Source organism: Klebsiella sp. 10982, from assembly GCF_048589245.1.
Lineage (GTDB): Bacteria > Pseudomonadota > Gammaproteobacteria > Enterobacterales > Enterobacteriaceae > Klebsiella > Klebsiella quasivariicola.
The window spans coordinates 1-26,512 of sequence record NZ_JBMAXV010000045.1 but is presented as its reverse complement, the minus strand read 5'-3'; the positions used below and the strand labels follow the sequence as shown (position 1 = coordinate 26,512).

General features: G+C 54.3%; 33 protein-coding genes and 1 tRNA gene. 16 read left to right on the top strand and 18 right to left on the bottom strand.

All coding sequences use genetic code 11. The features are described 5' to 3' along the window. Nucleotides 1-191: 191 nt before the first annotated feature. Complete coding sequence (gene pepT, locus ACKLKD_RS23680; protein WP_025714407.1) at nt 192-1,424, top strand: peptidase T; 1,233 nt, start codon at nt 192-194, stop codon at nt 1,422-1,424. 390 nt (nt 1,425-1,814) lie between these two features. Beyond that, nucleotides 1,815-2,306 (top strand): REP-associated tyrosine transposase, encoded by a 492-nt coding sequence (locus tag ACKLKD_RS23675; RefSeq protein WP_080898011.1) that lies wholly within the window; start codon nt 1,815-1,817, stop codon nt 2,304-2,306. 137 nt (nt 2,307-2,443) lie between these two features. Here ACKLKD_RS23675 and ACKLKD_RS23670 read toward each other — a convergent pair whose 3' ends face one another. The 3 genes from ACKLKD_RS23670 to phoP form a co-directional block, all read right to left on the bottom strand. After that, entirely contained in the window at nt 2,444-3,565 is a 1,122-nt protein-coding gene (locus ACKLKD_RS23670) for a cupin domain-containing protein (RefSeq protein WP_012542214.1), read from the bottom strand. A 78-nt stretch (nt 3,566-3,643) separates the two neighbouring features. Further along, the gene (phoQ, locus tag ACKLKD_RS23665) at nt 3,644-5,116 is read right to left on the bottom strand and encodes a two-component system sensor histidine kinase PhoQ (RefSeq protein ID WP_025714404.1); all 1,473 of its coding nucleotides are present in this window, start codon (nt 5,114-5,116) and stop codon (nt 3,644-3,646) included. Beyond that, the gene (gene phoP / locus ACKLKD_RS23660) at nt 5,116-5,787 is read right to left on the bottom strand and encodes a two-component system response regulator PhoP (protein WP_004150807.1); all 672 of its coding nucleotides are present in this window, start codon (nt 5,785-5,787) and stop codon (nt 5,116-5,118) included. Before phoP ends, phoQ begins: the two co-directional genes overlap by 1 nt. 283 nt (nt 5,788-6,070) lie before the next feature. Here phoP and ACKLKD_RS23655 point away from each other — a divergent pair, with 283 nt between their 5' ends. Together ACKLKD_RS23655 and ACKLKD_RS23650 are read left to right on the top strand one after the other, a co-directional pair. Next, on the top strand, nt 6,071-6,877 hold the full coding sequence (locus ACKLKD_RS23655) for an AraC family transcriptional regulator (protein WP_087805925.1): 807 nt from the start codon (nt 6,071-6,073) through the stop codon (nt 6,875-6,877). 83 nt (nt 6,878-6,960) lie between these two features. Next, nucleotides 6,961-7,323, top strand: a complete 363-nt coding sequence (locus ACKLKD_RS23650; RefSeq protein ID WP_080924349.1) for a cupin domain-containing protein — start codon at nt 6,961-6,963, stop codon at nt 7,321-7,323. Between the two features lie 54 nt (nt 7,324-7,377). On the opposite strand, the gene purB is transcribed toward ACKLKD_RS23650, so the two are convergent. Genes purB through rluE form a run of 5 tightly spaced genes read right to left on the bottom strand, consistent with a single transcriptional unit; the run spans nt 7,378 to nt 11,736 of the window. Beyond that, nucleotides 7,378-8,748 (bottom strand): adenylosuccinate lyase, encoded by a 1,371-nt coding sequence (gene purB / locus ACKLKD_RS23645; RefSeq protein ID WP_012968556.1) that lies wholly within the window; start codon nt 8,746-8,748, stop codon nt 7,378-7,380. A gap of 3 nt (nt 8,749-8,751) precedes the next feature. Then, nucleotides 8,752-9,393, bottom strand: a complete 642-nt coding sequence (gene hflD, locus ACKLKD_RS23640) for a high frequency lysogenization protein HflD (protein WP_004140557.1) — start codon at nt 9,391-9,393, stop codon at nt 8,752-8,754. A 54-nt stretch (nt 9,394-9,447) separates the two neighbouring features. Continuing rightward, entirely contained in the window at nt 9,448-10,554 is a 1,107-nt protein-coding gene (gene mnmA / locus ACKLKD_RS23635) for a tRNA 2-thiouridine(34) synthase MnmA (protein WP_012542211.1), read from the bottom strand. A 56-nt stretch (nt 10,555-10,610) separates the two neighbouring features. Next, the gene (locus ACKLKD_RS23630) at nt 10,611-11,069 is read right to left on the bottom strand and encodes an NUDIX hydrolase (RefSeq protein ID WP_025714400.1); all 459 of its coding nucleotides are present in this window, start codon (nt 11,067-11,069) and stop codon (nt 10,611-10,613) included. Between the two features lie 16 nt (nt 11,070-11,085). Further along, nucleotides 11,086-11,736, bottom strand: coding sequence for a 23S rRNA pseudouridine(2457) synthase RluE (gene rluE / locus ACKLKD_RS23625; protein ID WP_025714399.1), 651 nt, complete (start codon nt 11,734-11,736; stop codon nt 11,086-11,088). Between the two features lie 240 nt (nt 11,737-11,976). Between rluE and icd the strand changes: the two genes are divergently transcribed. Beyond that, on the top strand, nt 11,977-13,227 hold the full coding sequence (gene icd, locus ACKLKD_RS23620; protein ID WP_004150800.1) for an NADP-dependent isocitrate dehydrogenase: 1,251 nt from the start codon (nt 11,977-11,979) through the stop codon (nt 13,225-13,227). Nucleotides 13,228-13,339: 112 nt separating this feature from the next. Here icd and ACKLKD_RS23615 read toward each other — a convergent pair whose 3' ends face one another. The 10 genes from ACKLKD_RS23615 to racR all read right to left on the bottom strand — a co-directional run bounded on the left by ACKLKD_RS23615 (nt 13,340) and on the right by racR (nt 19,906). Next, complete coding sequence (locus tag ACKLKD_RS23615; protein ID WP_087805927.1) at nt 13,340-14,482, bottom strand: site-specific integrase; 1,143 nt, start codon at nt 14,480-14,482, stop codon at nt 13,340-13,342. Beyond that, complete coding sequence (locus tag ACKLKD_RS23610) at nt 14,472-14,708, bottom strand: excisionase (RefSeq protein ID WP_000089156.1); 237 nt, start codon at nt 14,706-14,708, stop codon at nt 14,472-14,474. Before ACKLKD_RS23610 ends, ACKLKD_RS23615 begins: the two co-directional genes overlap by 11 nt. 300 nt (nt 14,709-15,008) lie before the next feature. Then, nucleotides 15,009-15,227 (bottom strand): hypothetical protein, encoded by a 219-nt coding sequence (locus tag ACKLKD_RS23605; protein WP_040176407.1) that lies wholly within the window; start codon nt 15,225-15,227, stop codon nt 15,009-15,011. Beyond that, a complete protein-coding gene (locus ACKLKD_RS23600) occupies nt 15,220-15,618 on the bottom strand; it encodes a hypothetical protein (protein ID WP_227686737.1) in 399 nt (132 codons plus the stop codon). Before ACKLKD_RS23600 ends, ACKLKD_RS23605 begins: the two co-directional genes overlap by 8 nt. Continuing rightward, nucleotides 15,615-16,040 (bottom strand): HNH endonuclease, encoded by a 426-nt coding sequence (locus tag ACKLKD_RS23595; RefSeq protein WP_087805929.1) that lies wholly within the window; start codon nt 16,038-16,040, stop codon nt 15,615-15,617. The genes ACKLKD_RS23600 and ACKLKD_RS23595 overlap by 4 nt, the downstream gene beginning before the upstream one ends. Beyond that, nucleotides 16,040-16,612 carry an ead/Ea22-like family protein gene (locus tag ACKLKD_RS23590; protein ID WP_087805931.1) on the bottom strand — a complete coding sequence of 191 codons (573 nt, stop codon included), beginning with the start codon at nt 16,610-16,612 and terminating at the stop codon, nt 16,040-16,042. Before ACKLKD_RS23590 ends, ACKLKD_RS23595 begins: the two co-directional genes overlap by 1 nt. Beyond that, complete coding sequence (locus ACKLKD_RS23585; protein WP_087805933.1) at nt 16,605-17,396, bottom strand: ParB/RepB/Spo0J family partition protein; 792 nt, start codon at nt 17,394-17,396, stop codon at nt 16,605-16,607. Before ACKLKD_RS23585 ends, ACKLKD_RS23590 begins: the two co-directional genes overlap by 8 nt. Next, the gene (locus ACKLKD_RS23580; protein ID WP_047928777.1) at nt 17,396-17,695 is read right to left on the bottom strand and encodes a hypothetical protein; all 300 of its coding nucleotides are present in this window, start codon (nt 17,693-17,695) and stop codon (nt 17,396-17,398) included. Before ACKLKD_RS23580 ends, ACKLKD_RS23585 begins: the two co-directional genes overlap by 1 nt. A gap of 409 nt (nt 17,696-18,104) precedes the next feature. Further along, a complete protein-coding gene (locus ACKLKD_RS23575; RefSeq protein WP_004184742.1) occupies nt 18,105-19,259 on the bottom strand; it encodes a type I restriction endonuclease in 1,155 nt (384 codons plus the stop codon). Between the two features lie 170 nt (nt 19,260-19,429). Further along, nucleotides 19,430-19,906, bottom strand: a complete 477-nt coding sequence (gene racR / locus ACKLKD_RS23570; RefSeq protein ID WP_004184740.1) for a hypothetical protein — start codon at nt 19,904-19,906, stop codon at nt 19,430-19,432. Nucleotides 19,907-20,007: 101 nt separating this feature from the next. Between racR and ACKLKD_RS23565 the strand changes: the two genes are divergently transcribed. From ACKLKD_RS23565 to ACKLKD_RS23515, 11 genes are all read left to right on the top strand, one after another. Beyond that, nucleotides 20,008-20,271: a helix-turn-helix domain-containing protein gene (locus ACKLKD_RS23565; protein WP_004202052.1), complete on the top strand. Its 264-nt coding sequence runs from the start codon at nt 20,008-20,010 to the stop codon at nt 20,269-20,271. A 28-nt stretch (nt 20,272-20,299) separates the two neighbouring features. Further along, nucleotides 20,300-20,752 (top strand): YmfL family putative regulatory protein, encoded by a 453-nt coding sequence (locus ACKLKD_RS23560; RefSeq protein ID WP_024250321.1) that lies wholly within the window; start codon nt 20,300-20,302, stop codon nt 20,750-20,752. Between the two features lie 237 nt (nt 20,753-20,989). Beyond that, on the top strand, nt 20,990-21,202 hold the full coding sequence (locus tag ACKLKD_RS23555) for a DUF4222 domain-containing protein (protein ID WP_023317571.1): 213 nt from the start codon (nt 20,990-20,992) through the stop codon (nt 21,200-21,202). Beyond that, complete coding sequence (locus ACKLKD_RS23550; protein ID WP_087805934.1) at nt 21,159-22,073, top strand: conserved phage C-terminal domain-containing protein; 915 nt, start codon at nt 21,159-21,161, stop codon at nt 22,071-22,073. The genes ACKLKD_RS23555 and ACKLKD_RS23550 overlap by 44 nt, the downstream gene beginning before the upstream one ends. Further along, nucleotides 22,070-22,879 carry a DNA adenine methylase gene (locus ACKLKD_RS23545; RefSeq protein ID WP_087805936.1) on the top strand — a complete coding sequence of 270 codons (810 nt, stop codon included), beginning with the start codon at nt 22,070-22,072 and terminating at the stop codon, nt 22,877-22,879. The genes ACKLKD_RS23550 and ACKLKD_RS23545 overlap by 4 nt, the downstream gene beginning before the upstream one ends. A gap of 9 nt (nt 22,880-22,888) precedes the next feature. Further along, nucleotides 22,889-23,266, top strand: coding sequence for a RusA family crossover junction endodeoxyribonuclease (locus ACKLKD_RS23540; RefSeq protein ID WP_000779146.1), 378 nt, complete (start codon nt 22,889-22,891; stop codon nt 23,264-23,266). Nucleotides 23,267-23,278: 12 nt separating this feature from the next. Continuing rightward, nucleotides 23,279-24,259: a DUF968 domain-containing protein gene (locus tag ACKLKD_RS23535; protein WP_032437712.1), complete on the top strand. Its 981-nt coding sequence runs from the start codon at nt 23,279-23,281 to the stop codon at nt 24,257-24,259. Between the two features lie 13 nt (nt 24,260-24,272). After that, nucleotides 24,273-24,851, top strand: a complete 579-nt coding sequence (locus ACKLKD_RS23530; protein ID WP_087805938.1) for a DUF1133 family protein — start codon at nt 24,273-24,275, stop codon at nt 24,849-24,851. A gap of 169 nt (nt 24,852-25,020) precedes the next feature. Next, nucleotides 25,021-25,096 (top strand) — tRNA-Thr (locus ACKLKD_RS23525). Nucleotides 25,097-25,506: 410 nt separating this feature from the next. After that, nucleotides 25,507-26,352, top strand: coding sequence for a TAXI family TRAP transporter solute-binding subunit (locus ACKLKD_RS23520; protein ID WP_200548187.1), 846 nt, complete (start codon nt 25,507-25,509; stop codon nt 26,350-26,352). Nucleotides 26,353-26,354: 2 nt separating this feature from the next. Beyond that, entirely contained in the window at nt 26,355-26,504 is a 150-nt protein-coding gene (locus ACKLKD_RS23515; protein ID WP_038435280.1) for a hypothetical protein, read from the top strand. The last annotated feature ends 8 nt before the right edge of the window (nt 26,505-26,512 follow it).

Here is a 26,512-nt window from a genome sequence, read left to right as displayed (position 1 = left end):
TTTAATAAGGGCCAGCATTCTACGGCAAACGAGGGTAATCGCCAATCCTTGATACGCCCGGATGGTCTACCTTTACACCATAACGTCGGTTCTGTTATTAAATTTCGCTTTACGGGCTAAGAATGACCTGACGCAATATTTGTCTTTTCGGGCTTATGAATAATGTTGTCACAAAAGAAGAGGGTGGCTACATGGATAAATTGCTTGAGCGTTTTTTGCAGTACGTTTCTTTGGACACGCAGTCGAAGCCTGGCGTTCGTCAGGTCCCCAGCACGGAAGGGCAGTGGAAGCTGTTACGCCTGTTGCAGGCGCAGCTGGAAGAAATGGGACTGGTCAAGGTAACGCTGAGTGAAAAGGGAACGGTGATGGGAACCTTGCCTGCCAACGTTGAGGGCAATATCCCGGCCATCGGCTTTATCTCTCACGTCGACACCTCCCCGGATTTTAGTGGCAAAAATGTTAACCCGCAGATTGTTGAAAATTATCGCGGGGGGGACATTGCCCTCGGTATCGGCGATGAGGTGCTCTCCCCGGTGATGTTCCCGGTGCTGCATCAGCTTTTGGGCCAGACGTTGATCACCACCGACGGGAAAACGCTGCTCGGGGCGGACGACAAGGCGGGCATCGCCGAAATCATGACCGCGCTGGCGACCCTGCAGGCGAAAAATATTCCCCATGGCGATATCCGCGTGGCCTTCACTCCTGACGAAGAGGTGGGGAAAGGGGCGAAGCACTTCGACGTTGAGGCCTTTGATGCCCGCTGGGCCTATACCGTTGACGGCGGCGGCGTGGGTGAGCTGGAGTTTGAAAACTTCAACGCCGCCTCGGTGACCATTAAGATTGTCGGCAATAACGTGCATCCCGGCACCGCCAAAGGGGTGATGGTGAATGCGCTGTCGCTGGCCGCGCGCATCCACGCCGAGGTACCGGCCGACGAGGCGCCGGAGACTACCGAAGGCTACGAAGGGTTTTATCACCTCACCAGCATGAAAGGCAGCGTCGATCGAGCCGAGATGCATTACATCATCCGCGATTTTGACCGTAAGCACTTCGAGGCGCGTAAGCGCAAGATGATGGAGATCGCCAAAAAGGTCGGTAAGGGGCTGCACCCGGACTGCTATATCGAGCTGGTGATTGAGGACAGTTATTACAACATGCATGAGCAGGTGATCGCCCATCCGCACGTGGTCGATATTGCCCGCCAGGCGATGGTGGACTGCGATATCGAACCGCAGATGAAACCAATCCGCGGCGGCACCGACGGCGCGCAGCTCTCGTTTATGGGATTACCGTGCCCGAATCTGTTTACCGGCGGCTATAACTATCACGGCAAGCATGAATTTGTCACTCTGGAAGGGATGGAGAAGGCGGTGCAGGTGATCGTGCGTATCGCCGAGCTGACGGCAACCAGAAAAGGGAAATAGCCTCCTCAAACGGACCGTGTCGGACAAGATGCCGGATGGCGGCTTCGCCCTATCCGGCCTGGGGTCCAGCCGATGATCGTGAGACCCGTAGGCCCGGCAAGCGCAGCGCCGCCGGGCGGTGAACAGCAGAGCGGGTGCCTGTCTTTATGCCGGATGGCGGCTTCGCCTTATCCGGCCTACGGTCCAGCCGGTGAGCGCGGACCCCGTAGGCCCGGCAAGCGCAGCGCCGCCGGGCGGTGAACAGCAGAGCGGGTGCCTGTCTTTATGCCGGATGACGGCTTCGCCTTATCCGGCCTGGGGTCCAACAGATGACCGTGAGACCCGTAGGCCCGGCAAGCGCAGCGCCGCCGGGCAAAAGCGATAGGGCTAATACTGAGGAGGGAACCTCACATGTCTGATTATCGTCGCAGTTATATCCCTGGCGGCTGCTGGTTCTTCACCGTTAACCTGCAAAATCGGCGCAGCGATCTCCTGACGCGGCATATTGTTCATCTGCGTGCCGCTACAGCGTCTGTTAAAAGCAAAAAACCTTTTCTGATTAACGCCTGGGTGGTTTTACCCGAGCATATGCACTGCATCTGGACCCTGCCTGAGGGGGATACCGATTATTCCGGTCGCTGGCGGGACATAAAAAAAACGTTTACCCGAGCGCTGGCGCAGCGCCATATCTGGCAGCCGCGATTCTGGGAACATGCCATCCGTAATGAAGAAGATTACCGGCGGCATATGGATTACGTTTATATCAATCCCGTTAAGCACGGTCATGTCCGTCGGGTGCAGGATTGGCCGTATTCGACCTTTCATCGCGATGTGCGCCGGGGATGGTATCCGCCGAATTGGGCGGGTGAGGTAAGCGAATTTGATGCAGGCGAGAGGCGATAATGCTCGGGTAAGACATTACCGCCATCGAAACCACAAAGTGCCGGATGGCGGCTTCGCCTTATCCGGCCTACGGTCCAGCCGGTGACCACAAAACCCGTAGGCCCGGCAAGCGCAGCGCCGCCGGGCAGGATGCTGGCTCAGTCGCCAAAGAACCAGTAGCCGCTGTTGACCAGCGCCGCCAGCATGGCGAGGAACGACGGATCTTCCAGTGCATCGCCAAAATGGTCGGCGCGCAGCGTCAGATGGGTGGCTAAGGCGTCCAGCGCCGGGCGGTGCGGGGAGTTGATCTTCTCACCGTTGACGAACACCTCACCGTCAATGCGCAGCACGCGCAGGCCGCCCAGCCGTTCCAGCGTGTCGCCCTGCTGCAGGGCATCGTAAATTTCATCTGGCTGATACGGCGGCTCCGGCGGCGCGACGTCGAGCTCGTGACGCGACTGGGTGATAAACTCGCCGAACCACTGCTTAAAGTGCTCCGGTTGGTTAATCAGCCCCAGCATCATCTCGCGCAGGCGGTCGAGTTCGACCGGTAAAATATCGGCCGGATGGTCGCGGGACGGCACATCCGGATCGGCGTAGCGCTGGCTGCCCAGTTCGCGCTGAAGGACATAGTCGGCAAAGCCGCTGAACAGCTCGCGGGCATTCGGCGCACGATAGCCGACCGAATAGTTAAGCGAGTTTTCCAGCGAATATCCCTCATGCGGGAATCCTGGCGGAATATAGAGAATATCGCCCGGCTCCATCTCTTCATCGATGATCGCCTCGAAGGGGTCAACCTGCAGCAGATCCGGATGCGGGCAGTGCTGTTTCATCGGCACCTTTTCCCCAACGCGCCAGCGCCGACGGCCAGTGCCCTGAATGATAAACACATCATACTGATCCAGATGTGGACCGACGCCGCCCCCGGGTACTGAGAAGGAGATCATCAGATCGTCAATACGCCAGTCCGGCAGGGCGCGGAACGGATGCATCAGCGCCGCCGATGGCTCATGCCAGTGGTTAACCGCCTGCACCAGCAGGGACCAGTTGTTTTCACTCAGGTGATCGTAGCTTTCGAAAGGACCGTGACTGACCTGCCATTTTCCATCCTGATGGCTGACAAGGCGGCTATCGACCTCGCTCTCCATGGCCAGTCCAGCCAGTTCGTCCGGGCTTAGGGGGTCGATAAAATTGGCGAAGCCGCGCTTCAGTACCACCGGCCGTTTCTGCCAGTAGCGTTCGATAAAGTCGGGCCAGTTAAGCGTTAATTGATAATCCATATTGATATTCCACTGCAGGTGTCTGACAGGGATTATAACGGATGCGGCGCCCCGGCGATGCAGGCGCCGTTAAAAAACTCAATGATCAACCCGCTTATCTTCCAGCTGCTGGCGGCCAAACACCACCTCCATGCAGGCGCCGCCGAGCAGGCTTTCGCCGGCGATAATCTCCCCATCGTACTGTTCGACGATTTCGCGGGCGACGGAGAGCCCCACCCCCTGGCCGGGACGCAGCGTATCTGCCCGCTGGCCGCGGTCGAAAACGGCCCGACGCTGGCTCTGCGGGATACCCGGGCCATCGTCTTCCACCAGAATGTGCAGATGGCTGTCGGTGGTCTGGCGCACGGAAACTTCCACGAACTCCAGACAGTACTTACAGGCGTTATCGAGAACGTTACCCATCACTTCCATAAAATCGTTCTGCTCGCCGACAAAGCTGATCTCCGGCGAAATATCGAGCGAAATATTGACCCCTTTGCGCTGGTACACCTTATTCAGGGCGGAGGTCAGGCTGTCGAGCAGGGGAGCAATTGGGTGCAGCTCCCGGCTCAACAGGGTACCGCCGCTGCGCATGCTGGCGCGATGCAAATAGTAGCCAATCTGCTGCGAGATTCGGCTTATCTGCTCCAGCATCACCGGTTCCGCCTCGTCGACGCTGATCTTTTCACCGCGCAGCGAGCGCAGGGTGCTTTGCATCACCGCCAGCGGCGTTTTCAGGCTATGGGTGAGATCGGTGAGGGTGGTGCGGTATTTGTCATAGCGTTCGCGCTCGCTGCGAACCAGGCGGTTAAGGTTGCTGACCAGCCGGGTCAGCTCGCGGGTGGTGTTGGGGTTGAGTTTTTCGCGGTGATGCTCTTCCAGTTCGCGCACCTCTTTTGCCAGCGACTCGATAGGCCGCAGGCTCCACCAGGCGGCGACCCACAGCAGGGGGATCACCAGCAGCAGGTTGGCGGCCAGCACGTAGATAAACCAGCTCCACACCATATAGCTGCGCTTAAGCTCCACCGGAATGGTATCGACCACCACAATGCTGAGCTCGGGCATTTTACTGGTAGCCGGGTAGAGATTGATGGCCACCGAGTGGGTCATCTCCGAGTCGTCGCCCTGTTCGCGGATAGCGTCCAGCTGCTCCTGAACCTCATGGTTATTGCGCAGCAGCATACTGCTGCTGTCGACATCGGCTTCTATCTCGTGGAAACCATTGCGTTTCAGCCATTCCGGTTGAATGCGTTTCGCCAGCCAGGGCACATCGCGCTGCGCCCACAGCAGTTTGCCCTTCTCATCGTAGATAAGGGTGACCGTTGGGCTTTCCATATTCAGATTTTCCGGGATGTCGACGTCAATGGCGCCGTTTTCCCATCTCGCCAGCATATAAAAGAGATTGCTCTCGCCGCGCAGCAGGCGAAAGGTGGTTTTATCGAAGCTGACGCTGTAGCCTACCAGCGCCACCATGCCATAGGCCAGAGACAGCACCAGCACCACCCCGGCGGTCGCCAGCAGGAAGCGAACCCGTAATGACAGCGGGAAGATATGCCGCAACAATCCCTTCATCAGCGCAGTTCGAACAGGTAGCCCTGGCCGCGCACCGTGGTGATGACGTCCTGCGGGTATTCAGCCTGAATTTTTTTGCGCAGCCGACCCATCAGCACGTCGATGGTATGGCTTTCGCGCAGTTCGGCATCCGGATAAAGCTGCAGCATCAGAGAATCTTTGCTGACCACTTTGCCGCGGTTGCGGATCAGGGTTTCCATAATGGTGTACTCAAAGGCGGTCAGCTTGATCGGCTGGTCGTTCACCGACAGCTCGCGCCGGGAGAGGTCGACCTGGAACGGCGGCAGGGAGATCACCTGCGAGGCCAGGCCGCTGTTGCGGCGCAGCAGCGCCTGCATACGGGCGGCAACTTCTTCAATGTGGAAAGGCTTGGTGACGTAATCATCCGCCCCGGCGCTCAGCACTTCCACTTTATCCTGCCACCCCTCGCGGGCGGTTAGTACCAGCACCGGCAGCGACACGTCGTGACTGCGCCAGCGACGGATCAGCGATAATCCATCCTCATCCGGCAGGCCGAGATCGACGATGGCGATGTCCGGGAGATGCTCGCCCAGATAGTAGTCCGCTTCCCTGGCATCTTCCGCCGCATCGACCTGATGGCCCAGCTCCTGCAGCTGAACTTTGAGGTGGTGACGCAGCAGGGCGTTATCCTCAACCACGAGTACGCGCATGACTGTTCTCCCTTCCTGTGTTGATAGTAATCTGACGCTTAGTATATACGCAAAATATAAACGGCTGTTAAATAAAGCTTTTTATAAAAAGGGCGCAAAACACCGGCTGCCAGGCCAGCATTGGGCGATGCCCTTTGCGCTGCGTGCATGGAACTCCTTCATTCTATGCGTAATTTCAGCAAACGCCCAGCGGCAGGGCGCGGGCAATGAGCGAGTTGGTGATGTTAATTTTTTGTGTAATAGTGCTGGAATGAGCCCTCAATGACGCCGCAGGTTATCCATTATGTCTCAGCAGCAGAGCGCGGACTGGGTCAGGCTGGCGCAGTCGCCCGGCCAGACGGAACGCATCGAAGCCTTCTTCGGCGGCCACGGCTACGAGCCGCACCGGCATGACACCTACGCTATCGGCCAGACGATCGCCGGCGTGCAGAGTTTCCACTATCGCGGTGGGCTCCAGCACAGCCTGCCCGGCGGAACGATGGTGCTTCATCCGGACGAAATACACGACGGCGAGGCGGGTACCGAGGCGGGGTTTCACTACCGCATGGTCTATATCGAACCGGCGCTGATCCAGAAGATACTCGGCGGCAGGCCATTGCCGTTTATCCCCGGCGGCCTGTCGGCGGATCCGCGTCTGCGGTGCGCCGTGATGCCGTTATTAAAAGCGGTCACTGACACCTTCGAGCCGCTGGAGGAAGAGGATGCCCTGTATGACCTGGCGCAGACCCTGGCTGTGGTCGGCGGGCAGCGTTCCCGCCGCCAGGCGTTTGACTATCGGGCGGCGGAGAAGGCCCGGGAGTATATCCATGCCTGTTTTATGCAGGATATGACCCTCGACACCTTATCGCAGGTCAGCGGCCGGGACCGCTGGAGCCTGAGCCGGGATTTCAGAACGCTGTACGGCACCAGCCCGTGGCGTTACGTCATGATGCGCCGGCTCGATTATTGCCGCCAGCGGATGCGCGCCGGGGAGCGTCTGGTGGATATTGCCGCCGACGCGGGCTTTGCCGATCAGAGCCACATGACGCGCCAGTTTATCAGCCGCTTTGGTCTCTCTCCGGGCCGCTGGCTGCGGGCGATCCACGGTTAGCGCGGCGCAGGTTGCACAATCGTTCAAGCGTTAGCGCGGCGAGGCGAACTATGCTGACTGCCTTTATCACAAGGAGACAGCCCATGTATCAACGCGTTAATCTTGCTCACAAATTTTCCCTGTTCAGCGAACAATGGCAGCCCAAAGTGGTGGCTGAGATGAACGACTATCAGTTCAAGATCGCGCGCATCGCCGGCGATTTTATCTGGCACAGCCACCCGGAAACCGATGAGACATTGATGGTGGTGGAGGGGGTATTACGCGTGGACTTCCGCGACGGACATGTGCTGGTGAAGGCCGGGGAGATGATCGTCGTGCCGCGAGGTGTGGAACATAAGACTTCGGCGGAGACGGAAGCGAAGCTCATGCTGATTGAGCCGCGCGGCGTGCTGAATACCGGCCACGAAGGCGGCGAGCGGACGGCGGTGAACGACGTCTGGATCTGATGGCTTTCCGGCGACACAACGCCCCTCTTTCCGGCGGAAAGAGGGGCAGGGCGATTACTTCAGTTCGTCAACCATGGTGGTTGCGCGACCAATATAGTTGGCCGGGGTCATCGCTTTGAGGCGCACTTTTTCGTCTTCCGGCAGGGCGAGGCTGTCAATAAACTGCTTCATCCCTTCCGCGTCAACGCGTTTGCCGCGGGTCAGCTCTTTCAGCTTCTCGTACGGTTTTTCGATACCGTAACGGCGCATCACGGTCTGGATCGGCTCGGCCAGTACTTCCCAGTTGTGATCCAGTTCGTCCAGCAGGCGATCCTGGTTCAGCTCCAGCTTGCTGATCCCTTTGAGGGTGGACTGATAGGCGATCAGCGCATAGCCGATGCCCACGCCGAGGTTACGCAGGACGGTGGAGTCGGTCAGGTCGCGCTGCCAGCGGGAAACCGGCAGTTTGCTGGCCAGGTGCTGCATGACCGCATTGGCCAGGCCGAGGTTGCCTTCGGAGTTTTCGAAGTCAATCGGGTTCACCTTGTGCGGCATGGTGGAGGAGCCGATCTCTCCGGCGATGGTCTTCTGTTTGAAGTGGTTGAGCGCAATGTAGCCCCACACATCGCGATCGAAGTCGATCAGAATGGTGTTGAAGCGCGCGATGCAGTCAAACAGCTCGGCGATGTAGTCGTGCGGTTCAATCTGGGTGGTGTACGGGTTCCACTGAATGCCCAGTGAGGTAACGAACTCTTCGCTGAACTGATGCCAGTCAACTTCCGGATAGGCAGCGATGTGGGCGTTGTAGTTACCGACCGCGCCGTTGATTTTACCGAGGATTTCCACCTGGTTCAGCTGACGGTACTGGCGCTCCATACGGTAGGCGACGTTCGCCATCTCTTTGCCCATGGTGGACGGCGTCGCCGGCTGACCGTGGGTTCGGGAGAGCAGCGGCACATCGCGGTACTGGGTCGCCAGATCTTTTACCGCGTCAATCAGCTTGCGCCAGTAAGGCAGAACCACTTCGTCGCGGGCGGTTTTCAGCATCAGCGCGTGGGAGAGGTTATTGATGTCTTCAGACGTACAGGCGAAGTGAATAAACTCTGATACCGCGTGCAGCTCGGCGACGTCAGCGACTTTCTCTTTCAGGAAATACTCGACCGCTTTCACGTCGTGGTTGGTGGTGCGCTCGATGGTTTTGATGCGCTCCGCGTCTTCGACGCTGAAATCGGCGACGATTTTGTCAAGGAAACCGTTTGCGTCGGCAGCAAAAGCAGGAACTTCCTTGATCGCTGCGTGGGCGGCCAGTTTTTGCAGCCAACGTACTTCCACCTGAACGCGGAATTTCAGCAAACCGAATTCGCTGAAGATACCGCGCAGCGCGCTGACTTTATCGCCGTAGCGGCCGTCTACAGGGGAAACGGCGGTCAGTGAGGATAATTCCATAGATCACAACTCCGGGGTTAAATGAGCAAGAATTTGCTTTGCCTGGTTAACCAGACGATTACGGGAAAACATAAGCTGCAGACGTCCGCCGCCCACCTGATGCCAGAGCACCGCGGCGCGAATACCCGCCAGCAGCGCTGAGCGAACTTTCGCCTGCACCTGCGGGCTTTGCAGCACGGCCGGCGAGCCGGTCACCTGAATACGCGGCCCCAGCGGGCTTATCACGTCAACATAGATGCCTGCCATGGCGCTGAGCAGCGTTTCGGACTGCAGGTCAAAGTGTTCCAGTTGACGGTGCAGGCCGGCGATGCGGTTGCCGAGCGTGTCCATCGCCCCTTTACTGGCAGCGAGCTTGCGCTCCAGCACCATCAGGCTCAGGGTATAGCGCGTCAGTTCTGCATTGAGGCCCTGACGGCTGCTGGTATTGAGCACCCCGAGCAGCGTTTCAAGGCCGAGGCGAAGATTGGCTTCACTGCCACCGAACACCGCCAGCGTCGACTCGGGATCGAGGTCGATGATGCTGTTCAGCGACACATGCAGGGCATCGCTGTCGCAATGTCCCTGATGCGCCAGTTGCTGAACCAGTCGTGCCGCCTGGCAAACGCCAGCCAGCGCCAGCGTGATGTCATAGTAATTCTTCGCCACACATACTCCTTGTCAGCCGTCGGGGCGGTTCGTCCCGACGGAAATAACGCGCGTTCAGGACTGCAGAGGCAGTCGTTGTTCAATAATTCCGCCGCCGAGGCACACTTCACCCAGATAGAACACTGCGGACTGGCCCGGGGTGACCGCCGCGACCGGCTCATCAAAGCGAACTTCGATACGGTCTTCATCCAGCGCGGTGACGGTGCAGGGGATATCGGTCTGGCGATAGCGGGTTTTCACCGTGCAGCGCAGGGTGCCCTGCAGCGGTTCACGGTCAACCCAGTGCAGCTGTTGGGCAATCAGGCCGACGGACATCAGGCGCGGGTGGTCATGGCCCTGGGCGACGATAAGAATATTATTCTCAACGTCTTTATCGACCACGTACCACGGATCTTCGCTACCCTCTTTGGTGCCGCCGATGCCCAGCCCTTTACGCTGGCCCAGCGTATGGTACATCAGCCCCTGATGGGTACCGATCTCCTCGCCGTCGACGGTGAGAATTTTGCCCGGCTGCGCCGGCAGATAGCGGCCAAGGAAATCGCGGAATTTACGTTCGCCGATAAAGCAGATGCCGGTGGAATCTTTTTTCTTCGCGGTGATCAGATCCAGCTCTTCGGCGATCTTACGTACCTGCGGTTTTTCCAGCTCACCCACCGGGAACAGGCTCTGGGCAATCTGCTCGTGGCTAAGGGTATAGAGGAAGTAGCTCTGATCTTTGTTACCGTCGAGGCCGCGCAGCAGCTGGCTTTTGCCGTCGACATCGGCGCGGCGCACATAGTGCCCGGTGGCGATGTAGTCGGCGCCGAGGTCTTCGGCGGCAAACTCGAGGAAGGCTTTAAACTTGATCTCTTTATTGCACAGAATATCCGGGTTCGGCGTGCGGCCAGCTTTGTACTCTTCCAGGAAGAGCTCAAAGACGTTATCCCAATATTCGGCGGCAAAGTTAACGGTGTGCAGTTCAATGCCCAGCTTATCGCAGACCGCTTGCGCATCGGCAAGGTCGGCGGCGGCGGTGCAGTATTCCTCGCCGTCGTCTTCCTCCCAGTTCTTCATGAACAGGCCTTCCACCTTATACCCTTGCTGCAGCAACAGGTACGCGGAGACCGAGGAGTCGACGCCGCCGGACATGCCGACGATCACTTTTTTCTGGCTTTCTGACATGGAAATACTCGCTACATTGAACTTCGAGGCGGCGTATTCTAGCACGCGCTCACCGTTCATTCACCCCCTGTGAACGGCCAGTTAAATGCGCCAATCAGCGACAGCGGCTGGCGCGGCTCCTGCAGATAGCAGCGAATGCTTTCGGCAACCAGCGGCGAGCGCAGGTTCGGCGCGTTAAGAATTTCCTCAGCACTGAGCCACAGGCAGCGATCGATATCGCTGTCGTGCGGTTCGGTGGCGCACAGATCGCTAAGTTCGATGGCGAACAGGAAGCGCAGAAACGGGGTGTTATCGGGAGCGAGCCACTGGTGCATGCGGATGAAGTGCTGCGGCGTGGCGCGAATGCCGGTCTCTTCCCACAGTTCGCGTTCGGCGGCCTGCAGCAGCGTCTCATTGGCTTCCAGATGGCCCGCCGGCTGGTTCCACAGCGCCTTGCCGTTAATGGTCTCTTCGACAATGAGAAATTTATCCTCGGCGTGAACCACGCAGGCAACGGTGACATGAGGTTTAAACATCGCTTTTCCTTGTTAGTTATTCGGCTTTGCGCCATTCGCCGTTGGCCAGCCCGTCCAGCGTATAGCCGCCCATGGCGTAGCGGATCAGGCGCAGGGTGGGAAAGCCGACGTGGGCGGTCATCCGCCGCACCTGGCGGTTACGTCCCTCATAGAGGGTGATTTTCAGCCAGCGGGTGGGGATCGATTTGCGCTCGCGAATAGGCGGGTTGCGCGGCCACAACCACCCGGGCTCGTCGACAAGTTCGACGCCGGCGGGCAGGGTGGGGCCATCGTTGAGGGTGACGCCATCGCGTAGCGCAGCCAGCGCCTCGGGCGTGGGTTCTCCCTCCACCTGGACGTAGTAAATCTTGCCGGTGCGTTTACCCGGCTGGGTCAGCTTCGCCTGCAGCGCGCCGTCGTTGGTCAGCACCAGCAGGCCTTCGCTGTCGCGGTCAAGCCGACCGGCGGCGTAGACGCCCGCCACGGGAATAAAATCTTTCAGCGTGCTGCGTCCGGCTTCGTCGGTAAATTGCGGCAACACATCATAGGGTTTATTGAACAAGATCACAGTTTTTGGCTGGCGTTCTTTACGTTGTCTGGTGACTTGTTGTGTGCTGAATCGCTCAACGCGATGTTTTCTAAATGAAGTTTTCTGCATGGTATTTTCAGGCTCTATCAATTGCCGCATTATAGCCTAATAACGAATGCCTTTCATGGACGCAAACATTCAGGTAGTATTGACATGCTCATTACAAATTATTAACAAAAAATTGCTCAAACCGATTCGCACTACAGGCAGGAAGGCGACACGGACGCGATAGCTCCGGTTAGCGGGAAGACCCGGTACGCCGAAGCTGGCCGACTCAGCCAACACCAGGCTCGCGTGAAGAGGGAAGAGCAGAACCAGAAGCGCTCGAAGGAGAGGTTAATGGAAAGCAAAGTAGTAGTTCCGGCGGAAGGTCAAAAAATCACCCTGCAAAACGGCAAACTGAACGTCCCGCATAATCCGATTATCCCGTTCATTGAAGGTGATGGTATCGGCGTTGACGTTACCCCAGCGATGCTGAAAGTGGTTGATGCCGCCGTTGAGAAAGCCTATAAGGGCGAGCGTAAAATTTCCTGGATGGAAGTTTATACCGGTGAGAAATCGACCCACGTCTATGGCCAGGACGTCTGGCTGCCAGCTGAAACCCTCGATCTGATTCGTGACTACCGCGTTGCTATCAAAGGTCCTCTGACCACTCCAGTCGGCGGCGGCATTCGTTCTCTGAACGTAGCGCTGCGTCAGGAGCTGGATCTTTACGTCTGCCTGCGTCCGGTACGTTACTACCAGGGCACCCCGAGCCCGGTTAAGCACCCTGAACTGACCGATATGGTTATCTTCCGTGAAAACTCAGAAGATATCTATGCCGGTATCGAGTGGAAAGCCGACTCTGCGGAAGCAGACAAAGTGATCAAATTCCTGCGCGATGAGATGGGCGTGAAGAAAATTCGCTTCCCGGAACATTGCGGTATCGGCATCAAGCCGTGCTCTGAAGAAGGCACCAAACGCCTGGTTCGCGCCGCGATTGAATACGCGATCACTAATGATCGTGATTCCGTCACTCTGGTGCACAAAGGCAACATCATGAAGTTCACCGAAGGCGCGTTCAAAGACTGGGGCTACCAGCTGGCTCGCGAAGAGTTTGGCGGCGAGCTGATCGACGGCGGCCCGTGGGTGAAAATCAAGAACCCGAACACCGGCAAAGAGATCGTGGTAAAAGACGTGATCGCCGATGCGTTCCTGCAGCAGATCCTGCTGCGTCCGGCGGAATACGACGTTATCGCCTGTATGAACCTGAACGGCGACTACATCTCTGACGCCCTGGCGGCACAGGTTGGCGGTATCGGTATCGCCCCGGGTGCCAACATTGGTGACGAATGCGCGCTGTTCGAAGCGACTCACGGTACTGCGCCGAAGTATGCCGGTCAGGACAAAGTGAACCCGGGCTCCATCATCCTGTCCGCAGAGATGATGCTGCGCCACATGCAGTGGTTCGAAGCCGCAGACCTGATTGTCAAAGGCATGGAAGGCGCTATCGCCGCCAAGACCGTGACCTATGACTTCGAACGTCTGATGGAAGGCGCTAAGCTGCTGAAATGTTCAGAGTTTGGCGACGCGATTATCGCGAACATGTAATCCCGTTGGTGGATTAAGTAAAAGCGGGAGCCGATGGGCTCCCGTTTTTTTTGGAGTGTGCGGAGTCTTCCCCAAAACTTCCCCAAAATTCTTCCCCAAAACTGATTGAAGATCATACTGCTTTTTTACCAACAATGATCCACTCTTTACCGCGGTCATCATTGTATCTGTCAGTCATTTTCATTGTTTTGTGGCCCAATAGTTTCTGGGTGTCTATCCCTTGCTCACGATACAAGCGCTCGGAAAGTGATCTCTGTTCATGGAAAGTCGGAGCTGTTCCCTCTTCCCAGGTTAGACCGCTTTTATCCCGTGCTTTCTTGAACGTTGAAGTAAGTGTCTTGGCTGACACTTGGTCACCACGGCTAGCCTGTGAGGTGCTATGGCGAAAATGAACAAGGTATTTACTCACCACAGCATCTCTACATTTTGAAACAACATCACTCAGAGTAATATTTAACGCTTCATTTCTGAGAGAAAGGGGAATGGCTAATCGAGTTCCTGTTTTCTCCTGCTCAATATGCAGCATATCATCCCATACATCCGAAAACTTCATATTGCAAATATCTCCTAGGCGTTGCCCTGTTACAATGGCAAGCAACATTCCACATTGTAAATAAGGTTGTTGTTGTTCGGCGGATGTATAAATAGCCTTCCATTCCTCCAGAGATAGCCTTTGTCTGCTTATCTTGTTTCGTGGCTGTTTCGTTGCTTGGGCAGGGTTGTATCCTGGCGGAACGTGACCAGCATGTTGAGCCTCCTTAAAAACATCTATTAGTACCATGCGTACAACTTGAGCCATCCTGTTATGACCCTCTGCCTTAACAGCATCTGTTATTTCGGAAATATCAAGTGCTGTAATATCTTTTAGATATTGCATTCCACAATGTTCCCGAAAAAGACGGATTGGTTTAGCTTTCTGTCGAAAAGAGTTTGGGCGCAGCTCGTTGTGTTTCAATCTTTCCTCCTGCACCAATTCATATTTGTCGAGCCATGAAGAAACTGTAATATCCGTGCGGTTTCCTTTCATGCGAGCTAGGCGCTCGTTAATACCAAGGATCTGCCTGGTTCGCTGCTCTGCAATAATAGTATTTGCTTCACTTGCTACCTGCTTTGCTTCAGCTTCGTCCGTGCCGAGGCTGTGAAAACGACCAGATATCGGGTGTTTGTATTGCCAGTAAACCTTTCCGGTACGTTTATCAAGTTTGCAATATAGGTTTGGAATAGTGATTTTATGGGTACGCGGTCTAGCTGCCATCGCTAATTATCCGTCTCAGTTTTGGGTTAACATTTATTGGAAGTTGCGGTTCAGCAACTACACCTATAAAACGAGCTTCTTTGTCAACCATCCAGCGCCGTCCGACTCTCATCGGTGGTGGCGCTATCATCTGACCTTTAGCGTATTTTTTTAATACTCGCTCGCTAGGGGCTTCACTGCCGAATTCATCTTTCGCCCATTCGAGTAAAGAGACCATACGTGACATTTCTTCTCCACATACCGGCTGCACCCGGTTATCGAACGTTATAAGCACATGACGAGCAACCACCACGAATCCCGTCATTACATCTTCTGCATAGCTGGTGGTCTCGATCATCCTTATCTGTTTCGTACATCTTCAGTTTGGCAATCACCGTTTTAGATTCTGGGAGAATCTGTTTGCGAAGGTTTGCAACTTCATCGGCTAATTCCATAAGACGGCAATGAAGGTCCTTTGCTTCATCCTTATACCAGGCTAAATCATCCCGCATACGCCTCCATCGCCGGCGCTTTAATTTACTTGGCATCAGTCATCATCCTCATCATCGTCGTCATCGCAGGATGCGAGCAATGGATTCATTCGCCGCCCTACCTGGCAGGCGTACCCGCGGCGACCGAGGTTGTGTAGCACGCTGTAGATTTCGAACATTTCGGTTCGCTCATCACCAATATCAAGCTCACAGGCCAGCGCGTGGCATTCAGTAGCGAGCGCCGATATCTTCTGAAGCAATTCGACTTTATTCACTTTTCACCTCCTGCGGGGCGGCTGCGAGCATGGCTGCGCGGCAGGCGTTCCAGCCCTTCACCTCAGCGATGGCTGCTACTGCATCCACGGCGTACATGCTCAGTGTATTTGGAATTGGTTTTTCCTCCGGCACTACCGGCGCCGGCTGCGCGTGGCGATAGAGCGGCAGTACAGCCACATCACCATCTTTTGCAACAAATTCTGCGCGGCGTTCATCGTTTGTAACATGCCATTGTTCACGATAGTGCCATGCCCATGCCACCGGCTCGCAGTCCATTGCGGACAGCGCGATTTGTGCCAGTTCGATCCGCTCATCCCATGAAACTTTGCAGATAGTGTTGTTATCAGCGAGTTGTTCCAAGCGCTCTCTGGTTATGGTCGATTTGGTCATTGGTTGGCTCCTTCTGCCTGATACTCTTCGAACCAGAAAACCACCGGCTTTTCGACGACTTCAACAAGGCCGAAGCGCTCTGCGGTGCGGAAATTGACACTGCTCTTTCTACCCCGCTCAACCTGTAGAGAAATTTGTTTTCTGAACATTTCCAGTGAGTAAGAGGTTTTCAACAGATTGCAGGGAGCGCATGCCGGATACTGATTTTCCAAGGTGTCGGCGTAGATATTCCGTACCTCTCCTGTCGCTTTCAGTTTGAAAATTCCTTTTTCTGCGGCCTTCATATCCTGCTTAGAGATTCTCGCCACAGGCTGTACGTGGTCAGCGTGCCAGCCTTTCTCCGGCAGTTCACAGCCGCAGTAAGCACAGCGCCCGCCAAACTTCATACGCAGCTCTGCGCGCTGTTTTTTGGTCAGTGCCATCACTCAGCCTCCACCTTGATGCCAGCGGCGGTTAGCATTGCCAGCACATCATCAAACTTGAGATATTCCCCTTCATCGTCGCTGTGCACATACCAGTCATCCCAACCATCAGCGCCTGGCTGAAGTCGTTGTGGCAGCTTCACGGTGACGGTGCGGGACTCCAGCTCGGCGATGCGCGCCTGCAATTCCTCGCAGTGGTCTGTTATCCCACGGCATTGAGTTTTCCAGTAGGCTTCCATCCCCTGCGCCTTCTCCAGCGCCTCTACCAGCGCCAGAACGTTGGCAGGGTTAGCCAGGGCGATGAATTCGGCATTACGCTGCGCCGTCTCATCCCATGCCACATGCCCCTCGCCGTCGTATTCCTCACAGATGCAGGCGGCGTCACTGTTGAGCGAATCAAAGAGGGTTTGCCCGTCAGAGCCATAAATTGCGTATGAGGTGAATCCCTCCACGCAGTCATCGCCAGACCCGTAGCATCCTTCGTTTTTAACTTCGTCGGCCCACCATTCGCCCTGCGTCGCTTTCCCTGCTGCGGCCTTCATACGCTGCGCCAGTTCGGTGATATCAGTCATGGCTGGCCTCCCCAAGCACCCAGCGCAGTGCATCGGCGTATTCACCGCTGGCACCCTCAAGGGCTTTTGTGATTTCTTTGCGGGTTTTCAGACGCGGCTTTGCATCACCGAGGACCTGACGTTGCCGACGGGCTTTTTCGTGGCCTTTGGTACCAGCTGTCGCCAGCTCGATTTCTGCCACTTTTTCCCGCTGCTCTTCAGGTGGGAGCGCACCAAGCTGTCGCGCCTGGGTAACGGTGACTGTGCCAGCCTCCACCGCTTCCCTGACGGCCTGAGTAGCATCGAGGAGGGAGAGCGTTGCTCGAACGGTCTGAACGCTGCAGCCAAACAACACCGCAATGTCGTCCTCATCGAGCCCGCGGTCGAGCGCGTCTGACATTTTTTTAGCCCGGCCAAGCGGTGTATCAGGTCGGCGAATTTCGTTTTCGCTGACCATGTATTTAGCCATCTGATTTGCTGACCCGCGCTTAACAACCCCAGGAACAAGCAGTGGGTCTTTTCCCTCTTTCAAAAGAAGCTTATTTGCCTCCAGGGTATGTTTTACGCGCTGACGGCCTACAACTACGCAGGTGAGCCCCAGTTCAGGGTCTTTCCAGACGATGATAGGTTCCAGTACACCCAGCTCCTTGATGTTCAGAACCATCCCTTCGTCGATAGGAAGGTGGACCCGTTCATCGTAAAGCGGGTGTGTTTTGTCGGTAACCAGGTGCAGTTTTTCAGGTTCAAACGCTAAAACGTTCGTTTTGCCACTCGCGCCATATACCAGCTTTGAGTCTTTAGCCATCAGAGAGCCTCCACGTTACGGAAGCTGGTGGGGCAAATTGCCTTCAAATCGCGCATAGCCTCTAGAACATGCATATTTGTGCGATTCTTGGTGTGTCGCTCGGTCAGGCGATCACACTCTTTCGCCCATGATTTGACCTCTGCGAGAAGGGCGTCACGTTCGGTGCGCGTCTGGCGCAGAGCTACATTCGAAACATCGAGGACGGTAGCCAGTTCCTTGATGATTGCTGCCTGTTCTGGTGGCATAGTTTTGGCTATTTCGTACGCCTGTTTAATCAGTTGTTTTGCTGTCTTAGCCATCTTTTGTTCTCCATCTGACGCGCTGCAACGCGTAAATTTAGGGTGCAGCAACCCAACCCATGAGAATGGGTGAATAGCTGGTTAAAATTTCTTGCTGATGGGGGACCGCCACTGCAATGGCGGTACGTTAGTTCTCCACACAACACAGAAGAGCACCTGCGGCCGCAAATCCGCTCGGGCGGATTGTGTTAGGGCACGTCACTCGGTGGTGCTCTGATGTCTTTTGTAAAAGGGCGAACCAGAAACAATGGGGAAACTGGTGCCGCCAAGATGACATAGTCCATCAGACTCACTTGATGTTAGGTTATGCCTAATGTCATGTCAATAGGCTTAGCCTAATGTTGGTCGGCGGTCAAAAAAAATCCCGCATAAGCGGGATTTGTGTGAAATAAAGCTAGTGTTTTTATGATTATGGACGACGCTTTCTGAAATTCTCATCATTCTGTACATATTGTAAAGAATCAAGGATTAAACCTGAAATCCTTAATACATCCTCGGGATGTTCAATGAAAATACGATTGTTATCATGTTCAAGTCCGGCTCTTTTAATTTCATTACCGGTTATTTCATTGATATCAATTGGTAACTGTATGTTTGAGCGATTCTTCTTGTCATAATAGCGAACCAGCCAGCGGTTTGTTTTTCCTTGGAAAAGAATAGAGTAATAGGACTCTGTATCTTTGGCTTGAAGTTCGTATGCAGGGCCTATAATAGAACAGATTTTTTCAAATAAAATTCTTTCATTATAGGTTGTTACTATGTTGGGGTTCTCTGCATCGACAATATCTGCGCGCTCATCAATTACATTATTTTCAGTTACATCAGCAGGGGATTCTAATTCAGGAATAGATGTTCTTGATGAAAGACCAGAAACAACCATTTCACTTACTGACCTCTCTACGGCCTGCCTCACCAATGGAGTTATTGTTTCTATAAATCTTTGATTTAATTGACGACCAATATTTGCTCGTCCTGCAACATATCTAACAAATTCATGATCTACTTCCCGAAGGCTTGTACTCACGACTTTAACAAATGCAGAAATATATACACTCTCTTCTGCAAGGGTTCTTAGGGCCTCTGGTTTGAATTTGTCATGGCGGAATCTAAATAATTGCTCAGCATCAGAATCTTTAATGTCATCCATCATGATTCGTAAAAATGGCGTTGAATCCATTATATTTTTTTCATTGAGATCCGTAAAAAAGCGCCATTCAATTCCATTAGTAATTGCTGATATTGTCACCTCAGGAGTAGAATTAAAATACCTAGATAATTGAGGACAATGGTTGTCCATTTTTTCTTTACAACCTTTGGCCTCAATAAACATAACGGGAACACCTTGGCAGAATAGAGCATAATCTACACGCTCACCCACTTTCACACCAGGGAAGTCCGCACCATATTCAGCTTTGACTTTTTGCGGATCATATGCGTTAAAGCCTAGGATGTCCAAAAAAGGAAGTATCAAAGCCTGCTTGGTTGTCTCTTCCGTTGTGCAGTGTTCTCTAACATTTTTAACATGTTCAATGTGATTTTTAAGACGTACTTTGAAGTTTTCCATGCATCCTCCATGCAAAGTGAAAACCTGCTGTTAAATCAAAGCAAGTCACAATCCCGGATAGGCTTCATACAAGCCAATCCCCCACAGGGATTGAGTTATGCAAGCGAATCAATCTCAGAGCTTTTAACATGTATGGAGCTTAGAGATATTGTCCGTTAGACCATATAAGCTTAAGCTCTGGCTTTCGTTTGTTTTTTTCCATCTTCCTCCTGCTCTGCCCATCTCCTTATCTTCATCTCTAATGAGTCTAAATATGCTTTAGCATCGCTATCTACCCAGCCAGGTATACGCTGTCCTTGCTCTAAGAGGACAAAATCAATGATAGCCTTTTTTTCTCTCGAAGCCTTATTATAGAGCTCGTCAATAGAACCATTTTTAACTATGGGATCTGTTGCGGGCTCACATGTATCAGTTAGCGGGTATCCCTTTAGTCCCCAGTGCTCGGGGCCCACAACATCAGAAAAGTAGTTCCAAAGCTCTGGTAGCTTCTCTTTCGATATGGAGCCTTTATTGATCCAGTCATGGATTGATGGGGGTTTTATTTTGAAATGACGTGCGATTTCCGCCTTACTCTTGGCAGAACCTATTGAAAGCTTCTTGTCTATGGCCTGCTCGATCGCTCGGCCCAATTCTTTACCACTAAGCATTGCCTAATAATCCTCATAACCTATAGCTTAGGCAATTCCTATTGATTGTTTATTAGGCTTAGCCTAATATCTGCTTGTGTGGAAATCATAGGAATCCGTTTATGAGAAGTAGCCTTGAAGCAATCAGTGAAGCCTGCCGCATTGTTGGGGGACAAGCCGCTTTGTCAAGGAATCTAGGCATCTCATCACCAACAGTGAATCAATGGACAACGGGCATTAGGCAAATACCTGCGGAACGATGTCCTGCGATTGAGAAAGCTACTGGTGGTGCTGTCACCTGCGAAGAGCTTCGTCCTGACATTGACTGGGCCTATTTAAGAGGTGCAGCAATGCGAAAGCTTAATGTCACTGCATCAAATTTGTAACTACCACCCGAGTTTGAAAGGAGTAGGTATGAACCTCAAAGAAGTCGTGAAATCTATGTGCAAAGCATATCCAGGTGGGCGCGAAGCAATGGCTGGCGCACTGGGAATGACGGTGACGCAGTTTAACAACAACCTTTACGAGAAAAACGGCTGTCGTTTCTTCGAAGTCAGCGAACTGGAAGCGATGGAGGACATCTCGAATACATCTCACCTGGCTGAATATTTTGCCCGCCGTCGTGGTGCTCTGCTGGTGGATGTTCCGCACCTGGAAGAACTGGACCGCGTGGACTTGTTTAGCCGGGCTATGCGTACCTCTGCCGCCAGGGGGCAGGTTGATCAGATTATCGAACAGGCGCTTGAAGATGGCGTTATTGAAAGGCACGAGGCCGAAGAAATCATGGTGCATCACCGCCGTCACCTGGCAGCTCGTGAAGAAGAGATTGCCGCAATCATCACGCTTTTTTCACGCAAAAAGAAGTGACGCCAGCGAGTTGCAGCTCCTGGCGTCGTGGCGTGTCGTTATCAGTGGAGATTACTAACGCATGAACAGTTTATCAACACAATACCGCAGGTCGCAACTTGTAGCGCGGCCAGTTCCTGGTGGAGCAGGGCCGGTGCAGTTCGTGTATGGGGTAAGAGTACCAGGCGGGTTCGAGCCTGTCTGCTACCAGTTTGCTCAGTGGGTGGTAGGGGACTTTAACGGCCAGGCGGAGAAAGTATGCGAGAGCTCAACCGATGGTTCAGAGATCACTACGGCGTCCCGGTCAGGGTCATACGCTGGGAGCCCCAGACACAGCGCGTTATATACCTGCGCGAAGGGTATAAGCACGAGTGTTTCAGCCCCCTCGAGCAGTTCAGACGAAAATTCAGGGAAATAGAGGGGTCTTATGAGCCTGTTAATGCCATCAAGGCCGATAGTCATCAATCCTGACCTTGCCTATAGCATCGGCCTGAATGAAGCCATTGCGCTGCAGCAGCTTAACTATTGGCTGCAGGAGACTAACTCAGGGCTGGAGCGTGACGGCGTACGCTGGATCTACAACACGACAGAGCAATGGCTGGAGCAATTCCCGTTCTGGTCTGAATCCACTCTGAAGCGCACCTTCACCCGGCTGAAGAGCCTGGGCGTGCTTAAAGTTGAGCAGCTGAACAAGTCCCAGCGCGACATGACGAACTACTACACGATCAACTACGAGAGCGAGCTTTTAGATGAGGTCAAAGTGACCAAATCGAAGAAGTCAAAATGCGCCGTTCCATTAGGTCAAAATGACACGATGGAAGAGGTCATTGTGAAACGCTCCACCGGGTCAAAACGAACCGCTGTCATCAGGTCAAATTGGCACGATGATCTTACAGAGAATACAACAGAGAGTACTACAGAGATTACAGGTAAAGACTCTTGTCCGGTTGCGCTGCAACCAGACCAGACCGATCCGGCAGATCTCGTTCTGGATCATTTCAATCGGGTAACCAACTCGACCTATGGCAAGGGGGGACGAACCAAAACGACGCTGGGTTATATCCGGGGACGCCTGGCCGAAGATTACAGCCCTGAAGACCTGATGCTGGTGGTTGACTACCTGAACGCGAAATGGGCTCAGGATCCGAAGATGAGCGACTACCTGCGGCCCAAAACGCTGTTTGCTCCCGAGAACTGCGTCGAGTATTTCGACAAGGCCAAAAAATGGGAGGCCGCCGGACGCCCAGCCTGGACTGGCGGCAAGTGGGTTAAGCAGGATGATAGTTTCAAATCCAGTTTCGCCAATGTGGTTTATACAGTGCCAGCGGGGTTCCGCTCATGAGTAAGCCATTTCTGAAATGGGCTGGTGGAAAGTATACCCAGCTGGCTGACCTGTTCGTGCAAATCCCGGCAGGGAAACGTCTGATAGAGCCATTCGTGGGTGGTGGGTCGGTATTCCTGAACAGCGAAAAGCACGCAGATTACCTGCTGGCGGACGTTAATCCGGACCTGATTAATCTGTACCAGATGTTAGCGGTGGTGCCGGATGAAGTGGAATTGAAGGCCCGCTGGATGTTCGAGCACATGCGGTCACCAGATGGCTATGAGCTGATCCGTTCCGAGTTCAACGCACAGACGCTGGATGCTACTGAACGCGCAGCTGCATTCCTGTATCTCAACCGGCATTGCTTCAATGGCCTGATGCGCTACAACCAGGCGAACAAGTTCAATGTGGGCTGGGGAGGCTACAAGGCTCCGTATTACCCGATGGATGAGATGAAAGCCTTCGCGGCTATGGCGCATAACTGCGTATTCATGACCGCTGACTACCGCCGAACTATCAGCCTGGCCGGGAAAGGGGATGTGGTTTACTGCGATCCGCCTTACGAACCGATGCCGGGAACAACCGGATTCACCGCCTACGTCGCTGGTGGTTTTAGCTGGGAGAACCAGGTAGACCTGGCGAAGCAATGTGTATCTGCCTTTCACCGTGGGGCTCGGGTAGTGATTTCTAACTCATCTGCACCGAAGGTTCTCGACCTGTACCGGGAGCATGGTTTTAACCTGCAATTCATCAACGCGCGCCGTTCGATCTCCTGCAAAAGCAGTACGCGGGAAGTCGCAAAAGACGTTGTAGCGATCCTTTAAGGGGGCTAAATGAAACTGACTTTACCATTTCCACCGAGCGTAAATAGTTACTGGCGCGCCCCGAGCAAGGGACCGCTGAAAGGCAGGCATCTGGTAAGCGAGACAGGGCGCAAGTTCCAGCAGGCAGCGAGAGCGGCGATTATTGAGCAACTGCGGGCCGTTCCCCGGCCATCCTCTGATCTGGCCGAGGTTCACATAGTGTTGTATCCGCCGGATCAGCGCCGTCGGGATATCGATAACTACAACAAAGCGCTGTTCGATGCCCTGACTCTAACAGGCGTCTGGGAAGACGACAGTCAGGTTAAGCGCATGCTGGTGGAGTGGGGGAACATCGTGAAGAAAGGGAAAGTAGAAATCACCATCCGACGTTTTCGTGCAGCTGCCTGACGTGGAGATGATATGAGAGCACTACTAACCCCTGAGATTGCCCCACGCATGGGCGTTGTTCTTCTTCGCCCAGGTGCTGATCTCATGCCGATGTTCAGGAGAGGGCGGGTACTGATTGAGCCTGCACCGGAAAAATACAGCGACTACGCAACCGGCGCTATCCCTCCCGCCACGCAGCCACTGGCAGAAGACCCGGTTTTGAAGCCAGTCTTCGAAAACAAAGACGTCATTCTGCGCGCGGGTGGTATCAGCTCGCTGGAGGCCGAGCTGGAGCGTCGTTTTGAATGCCAGTATCCGCACGGCTCGTGGCACAGCGAAAATTTTACGCTGTTCCGGCATGAGCCTGGCAGCATCCGCCTTTGCTGGGCCTGCGATAACCTGGTGCGTGATCAGTACACAGAGACGCTGGCAGGCATTGCGCGTGGGAACCTGGTATCCTGGTTGATAACGGTCATCCGCTCACAGCTGGGGTTCAACGAAGACCATCAACTGACGATCCCAGAGTTGTGCTGGTGGCTGGTAATAAACAATCTGGCGCACGTCATCCCTGAATCGCTGGCCCGGAAAGCCCTGCGATTGCCGGAAATAAAGCATCAACCGGTGATGAAGGAGAGCGATATTGTGCCGGAGCCAGCGGCGAGCGAAGTGGTGCAGAAAAAGATTCTCGGTCTTCGCGTAGATCCTGAAACGCCGGAATCATTTATGCTGCGACCAAAGCGCCGCCGCTGGGTAAACGAGAGCTGGACGCGCTGGGTTAAGTCTCAGTCGTGTGTCTGCTGTAACAAACAAGCAGATGATCCCCATCACTTGATAGGCCACGGACAAGGTGGGATGGGAACGAAAGCGCACGACCTGTTTGTGTTGCCGCTTTGCAGAGCGCATCACGACGAGTTGCATGCTGACACCGTGGCATTTGAGGAGAAGCACGGCTCACAGCTGGAGCTGCTGTTTCGATTTCTGGATCGTTCGCTGGCAATTGGCGTGCTGGCATAGTGGAGAACGCATAATGATTAACCCGTCCGAGGTTGGAAAAGCTGGTGAAATGGTCAGGCTGAAAACGCTGGAGGCCATCTGGATTCAAGGGAAGCTGCGCATGTGGGGCCGCTGGTCCTACATCGGCGGCGGTAGTGGTGGAAATATGTTTAACCAGTTACTGGCTTCCGGGAAAGTCACTAAAACAGCCATCAACGAAGCATTACGCCGGATGAAGAAGTCTGGCATCTCGAAGCCAGAGCTTGAGGCGTTTTTTCGTGAAATACTCGCGGGGAAAAACAAAAGCGGCCTGGCCTTCTGTACAGACGATGAAGGACTGCTGATTGATAAGGTACTGGGGGCAGTCCTTATTACAGGTGGTCACAAAGAGCTGTATCACCTGCTGGTGGATCATTACCGGTTACGTAAGAGCAAACGGCGCATAGCGGAAGAGCTCTATGAAAAGCATCCAGACTGGTGCTTTATGACCTGCAGGCGAAGAGTTGATACATGGCTTAGTTTGGCAGAATCGATGCTGTACGCACCAATGTGTGACGCATTCGGCACAAATGGCGACAGATTTTACTTGCAAAGTGAGCCAGAAACTGCTTGAATTGTGATAGGCTCGGGACGTTAAAGCGAACTGAGCAGCATGAAATAAATTAAAGGCCCAAGGCTAACCCCCTTGGGCCTTGTCATTTCTGCACTCCGGTCAGGGCTCTTGGGTAGAGACGTGCTGCACGATACGTTAAAGCCCTCTGCGCAGAGCCCTGAACCAGATTGCTGGTTTAGCTCAGAAGGTAGAGCGCCTGCCTTGTAAGCAGGATGTCGGCGGTTCGATTCCGTCAACCAGCACCAGAACGGCAGCGGGGCCAGCGTCTGAAGCGAATCCCGATCACAATGCGTAACTTACATGTCCCAGCTGCGCGCAAAGTGACTTTAAAGCAGGGCCACAATTTGGATCTGCGCAAACTAATGTTGAGCGCTCCGTACCAGTAAGCGGAACAAAGCACGATTGTGGTGAAAGAACATATCGGTTAATCCCGGCCCATAAAGCAGCGATAAAAATTTGTCGATTGGCTTTAAGTGAGAGTTGGGCGCTCTCCACCACACAACCATAGGCTCGCATTTGCGGGCCTTTTTTATATCTGCGCCCCGCCCGGCGCATAAACCTGCAGAGCTTTTCGGGGTGAGCCTTTGGAATGGTCGTGTGACTGTTCTGCAGGGCGACCACTCCGGGCGAAGGCTCACCTCAAAAGGATAGTCACATGAAAAAAGTCATCATGGCCGCTATTGCGGTCGCTTCGCTGTGCCTGAGTAACGCCGCTTCGGCTGCGGATGTCGTTATCACTACGGGTCAACAGGGCCTGACCTATAACGCGGTGTACGGCGTTAATCTCGCCAGCGCACTCAGCGAGTATGGTTACAGCTCGACGGTGATCCCCAGTAAAGGCTCTCTGGACAATCTCGACAAGGTCGCCAGCGGTACCGCCCAGATCGGTTTCACTCAGGCTGATGCTTTCCAGTTCTGGCGCAGCCGCCACAGCAACGAAGCGCAGAAGGTGGACATCATCGGCGAGCTGGCTGATGAATGCGTTTTTGTCGCGGTGAAGAAGGGCGGCAAGGTCAGCGATGAAGGTGATTTAAAGGCAGGTGTGAAAATCGCGGTCGGTGAGCCCTCCAGCGGATCGTATGCATCCTGGCAATATCTGCAGGGGCTGGAAAAGGATTACGCCAAAGTAGAGACCTATGCCAAAGGCGGTGTGCGCTCGCTGGCGAAAATCACCACTGGCGAGTATGACGCCTTCCTTTGGGTATCTGCGCCGGACCGGTCGAATAAGTTTCTGGAGGCGGTTAATCAGGAAGGCAGCGGCCTGACGATGATCGATATGAACGGCTGGCACGTTGACGATAAATTGCCGAACGGGAAGCCGGTGTACGAGATGAAAAAGGCGGTTACCGAATCCGGCTGGCTGAGTGATTCGAAGGTGAAGGTTCCCTGCACTAAGACGCTGGTGGTCGCCAATACCGATGCCGGTGATGACATGCTGGAAACGGCCTCGACTGTCCTGCTGAAAAACCTGAGCCGGGTACTCGGCACCAACGGTAAGTAATCATGCTGCGCAGGCTGTGTTTCTTGGCGCTGTTTGTCGTTCTACTGTTCGTAGCCTGGCGGGTGGCTGGCATGCTGATGGATCTGGTTCTGCTGGTGGTTATCGTCGGGGCGCTGGCGGTGTGCTGGCCAATCAGAATAAAAAGAGGCTGACGGGCTCA